This is a genomic window from Chitinimonas sp. (genome assembly GCF_041904975.1).
Lineage (GTDB): Bacteria > Pseudomonadota > Gammaproteobacteria > Burkholderiales > Chitinimonadaceae > Chitinimonas.
In genome coordinates, this window is record NZ_JAYRLZ010000310.1 from 1 (window position 1) to 4,625 (window position 4,625).

3 protein-coding genes and 2 pseudogenes are annotated in these 4,625 nt (G+C 55.5%); 3 read left to right on the plus strand and 2 right to left on the minus strand.

Translation table 11 applies throughout. From position 1 onward, the window contains the following. Window positions 1-218: 218 nt before the first annotated feature. Both ACE3OH_RS19645 and ACE3OH_RS19650 read left to right on the plus strand, forming a co-directional pair. A complete protein-coding gene (locus tag ACE3OH_RS19645) occupies window positions 219-344 on the plus strand; it encodes a hypothetical protein (RefSeq protein ID WP_374357162.1) in 126 nt (41 codons plus the stop codon). A 234-nt stretch (window positions 345-578) separates the two neighbouring features. Continuing rightward, window positions 579-1,337, plus strand: a complete 759-nt coding sequence (locus tag ACE3OH_RS19650; protein ID WP_374357164.1) for a hypothetical protein — start codon at window positions 579-581, stop codon at window positions 1,335-1,337. 69 nt (window positions 1,338-1,406) lie between these two features. On the opposite strand, the pseudogene ACE3OH_RS19655 reads toward ACE3OH_RS19650, so the two are convergent. Further along, window positions 1,407-1,709 (minus strand): annotated as a pseudogene (locus tag ACE3OH_RS19655) (IS110 family transposase); the annotation flags it as partial. A gap of 35 nt (window positions 1,710-1,744) precedes the next feature. Continuing rightward, window positions 1,745-2,076, minus strand: a pseudogene (locus ACE3OH_RS19660) (transposase); the annotation flags it as partial. A 464-nt stretch (window positions 2,077-2,540) separates the two neighbouring features. Between ACE3OH_RS19660 and ACE3OH_RS19665 the strand changes: the two are divergent. Further along, window positions 2,541-4,625 (plus strand): hypothetical protein (locus tag ACE3OH_RS19665; protein WP_374357166.1); only part of this gene is annotated, 2,085 nt, incomplete at its 3' end.

Sequence of the window (4,625 nt, forward strand, 5' to 3'; positions counted from 1 at the left end):
GAAGCCGCGCCGATGATAGTGTGGACTACCCATGTGAAAGTAGGTCACCGCCAGGCTCCCCCTCTAAAACCCCCTAGATACCCTCTAGGGGGTTTTGCTTTTGCGCAAGCAAAGTGTGTCAGGTCGAGCGGTGCGCCACGAATCAAACGTCGCGCAGCAGGCGGCGGGGCCAGCTAATGTTAGGGCTGTCCCTAAAAAGCCCGTTCCCGAGGTTTGCGATGACGGTCAATGCGCTACGCCGCCACTACCTGCTGCTCGCTGCCAGCAGCCTGATGACTCAACACGCCTGGGCCGACACCACGACATTGCGCTTCGGCCTCGATCCCTATCTCAGCACTCGGTGATTGGTCTCTTATGGCTGAGTATTTACGTTCACATGGCGTACAGCAGGGCTATACGAAGACGGCCGCAGGGCCTGTCTGCAAGTCCGTTTGTCGTGAAGGCGTGGAATTCATTGACACGCTTGAGTTGAAATATTAGCGTATAAGAAAACGCTAACAAACAGATTCAAAGAAGATCAAGCACAGCTTCGGTTTGATGCTGATGCTGGTGGCCTCTGCAATTATTGGAGAAGGAAAATGGTTACTGAATCGGTAGCGAGTTATCGGCAATTCTCAGGGTCATTGCTGCCTGAAATTGCGGACAGGCATGCCTGGATTGATGAGCCTGTCACCAGGGCTTGTGAATATTTTCATTCGATGCCATTTTTTGGTTTTATAAGGAAAATGGAATCTCATCGGGAATTCAAGCCAATTGCAATGGAGCTTTATCACTACGCTGTGGCATTTCCGAAGGTGATGGGCTTGATGCTTGGTTTGGTGTCATATTCAGAGAGTTATATGACGCCTATCTATGCTGAACAGATTTATGGGCAAAGGGCAAATCATCGTTTACTTTTCGATTGGATGATAAAAACGCGCTTGGTGAGCGGAGCTGAGGAGCTGAATAGGTATATTCCTGGTGTTGAAACAAATGCATGTATCAACTTTGCTTATCAATTGGCGATAGAGCAAGATAGAGATAAATGGCTTGCGGCGGTAGGGTTTGGATTTGAGCGGTGCAATCGCGACTTGTTTTCTATGGTGGCTCCGAAAATGTACGAGCTTGGCGCCGATCATACTTGTTTTGATAAGTATGATGGTGTTGCTGATGTTAAGGTTCTTGATTATTTAAATGATAATCTGGATTCTCGTCGGCGCAAAATTATTCTATCAAAAGTGCTTGAGGGCATAACCTTGTGGGCAGCAATGCTGCATTCATGGATTGGAATTGCTACGATGCCGATGTTTGATCTTGATGGCAGGGTAATCCGTCGGGCGTCCTTGGATTGCCATTGAAATATACGCTGACTAAGTTTTGCGTGATGTCAATGATGCTCTCAAGTAAAAAACCAAAACGGCAATTGTTCATGCGGTGGTTTCCAAGGGATTGATTTGAAATCGCAATGGGGCGGCGCGGCGTTTGAGGGAGGCGATGCTCCGTTCTCGCTGCTGCTCTTCGTACCGCTGTTGCCCTTGGTCGACGAAGGCCTCGCCGCGGGTCAGTATGAAGTACACCAAGCGCGCCAATTCATTCGCGGTGGCAGTGTTGGCGCGCGGCTTGTCCATCTGGTTGCATAGCCTTCGGTAGGAGGCGGCAAGGGCCTTGCCGCTATGCGACAGGCGCATGGCGGCCATCGTAAGTACCTGCAGCATTCGATTCGCCGTGCGTTTTGGGCGCAATGCGAGGTGCTGTCAGAATTTCTGTGCGTGGTGTAGATCACTCGCCGGATCGGCGCAGGGACGGCAAACAACGGGATCATGTGCTGCCAGGCGCGCCGCCATGATGTCGTGATCGTTGGCGACTTCTGCGCCCAAGGTCCCTCGGCAAACACACGGAGTTCGGCCTGGGCGGCTTCGGCGCTGGTCGCCCTGTATATCGGCTTGAACGCCGCTGCTAGCGCCTTCCTGTCCGTATAACTGGCGTAATCGAGGCTGTTGCGGATCAGATGCACGATGCCAGTCTGTAGCGTGGAGGCCGGAAGCGCATGCTCAGGGCCTCGGGCATGCCCCTGCGGCCATCGGTGACGGCAATCAGGGCGCTTCATCTAGGTGGTGGGGCCTATCAGTTTGCTTCAACCTTGCGTAGCGCGTAGCCTTCCTTGTCGACGCATCGTAATTCGTTTTCTCTACCCTCTACGTGGCATCGATTTGTGCTGCCCATTCCCTCTCGCTGTGGCCGTTGTGTGCACGATCGCGGCTACGTTTGGCGTCTCGTCTAAACAATTTCTGAAAACCGTGGATTTATTGGCATGACATCAACAAATGCATGCCAGCCAGTTTGCGCCTGCGCTGCGTGACATTTTACAACGCAAAGGACAAATAATGGATACCAGCATTGTTGGCCATGGTTTTGGAGGTGGATTCAATCAAGCGGGAGGCGCTACTGCGGAAGGCAATGCGCTTGACTCGGCGGAAGCGGCAACTCCATCACGCCAAACCGAACTTCAGGCGTCACGGGCTCGGGACAGCATCCAGTTTGGTCAAGACCAAGCTGCGGGAGTGTTGCACACCTATGGAAGTACTGATGGTGCGCTGCAAGACGATAGCGCGACCGATGGCAATGGCGCGCAACGCTACCTGCTATCCACCGGCCATGCCGAAATGCTGGAGATTCGCAATGTGGATGGCCGTACCACAGCTGTGCGCTGGCATGCACAAGGGCGAGGCTATGTGGCTGGTGCGGCACTGGATCTGGGTGCCTATCAGGACAGCGACCGCTTTCTGATTGGCGATATCGATGGTGATGGCAAAAATGATCTGCTGGTTCTGCATAAGCGGAACAATCAGGCGCTTGCCCAGGTTTGGCTGACCCAGGCTGATGGCAGCTTGGCACAGGCTGGCGAAACCGCGATTGGTGCATGGCACGACGACAGCCACTATTTGATGGCCGATGGCCAAGGCAATGGCAAAGTCGGCCTGTGGGTGGTCGAGAACTATGAGGAGAGCAGCACGAGAGTCAGCTATTGGGTCTCGACGGGCGGCGGTTTCAATCTGCTGCGCCAGCTCGTGCTGGATGGATGGGACTACAAGCAGCGCATCAGCACGGTTGATGTGCATGGCAATGGCCAGCAATCCTTATTGATTGCTGCATCGGTGTATGACGACGGAGACCATCTGCAACGCCAGACACTACTGACCGTACAGCCGGATCTCAGCCTCGCGCAGTCCACTCTGCCGGTTGGCCGCGTGGATAGGCAGGCACAACAATTAGCCGTATTGAAAGGCGTGCCGGACAGCCACGGTTCCCATGTGCTGGGGGTGTATTCCACCGATGAGTGGAACGGGAACGGCTACAGTACCCGGATCAGCCTGTTCGACAACGGTCAAGCCATCGACTTCGTCCCACCGATGGACAGCCATCGCCGACAAATCTTGCTCACGGGCGACCTGCTCGGCCAAGGCCATAGTGATCTGGTCCAGATCTGGGAAAATGAAGACGATCAAACCACCGTCACCACCTGGCTGCGCGAGGGAAACCGCTATATCAAGGGGGCCGACAGCGATCTCGGGCCTTGGCAATACGACGCCACCTTCCGCCTGCAGGATATCGACAGCGACGGCCGGGTAGAGCTGATCAGCAGCTTCACCGGCCAAAACGGCGAACCGCAGATCAACAGCTATCTGTTTGATGGCAGCCAGTTCCAGACACCTTACAACCGTCTGCACGACACCCGCCTGCTCGAACTGGACCTGGGCCATGACGGCCGGCGCAGCCTGCTGGCCATCGAACATGGAGAAGGTGATACCGCCGTAGCGGTGTTATGGCTGGCCAGCGGCAGCGGTTATGTCAAGGGTGGTAGCCAGCTGCTGGGTGATTGGCAGGCGGGCGCCCAATATCTGGTCGGGCAAATGGCCAATGGCAAGCGCGGCCTCTTGGTGATCCACCGCGAAGACAATATGGCCGTGGCAACACGCTGGTCCGCCAGCACCACTGGCTTGCTTGAGCAGGGCAGCACCACTGTGGGCGAGTGGGACCCGAGCGTGCACTACCAGTACGGCGATTTCAGGGGTCAAGGCTTGGCCGAGCTGCTGGCGGTCAAGGTGCCTGCCGACAATAATAGCCAGGTCAGCGCCACTCTATGGCGCGACGGCGATGGCATGCTGGAGAAGGGGGCGACTGCCCAGATCGGCTACTGGGGTACGCCTTATAAACCGGTGCAGATCTGGTTGCAGGACATCAATGGCGATGGCCGCCAACAGTGGGTGATGGCGCTGTACGACATTGCCGGCAAGGGTGGTGGCTTCCTAGTGGTAGGCAGCGGTCGCGATGGTCAGCTATACGGGACCAACAGCGAATGGTATGACACCCGCGGTGGTGTTTTGGGGCAGCCCATGCCGGTACTGGAAGCCGGGGGCGGCAGTGGTATTGGCATTGTTCGCAAGGTGGAGGTCGGCGAGGAGGAGCCTGGCTTTATCCATATTGGCGCCAATAAGGGGGGCAGCAGCTTTGCCGGTAAAGTGAACGATATTTGGCCGGAGGATCGGGGTGGTCAATTCTTCAGCGTCGATCTCGATGGCAATGGTATGGGTGATTTGATTGAAGTATCAACGGCCGTTGGCAATGAGACCGTTGTCAGAGTCTGG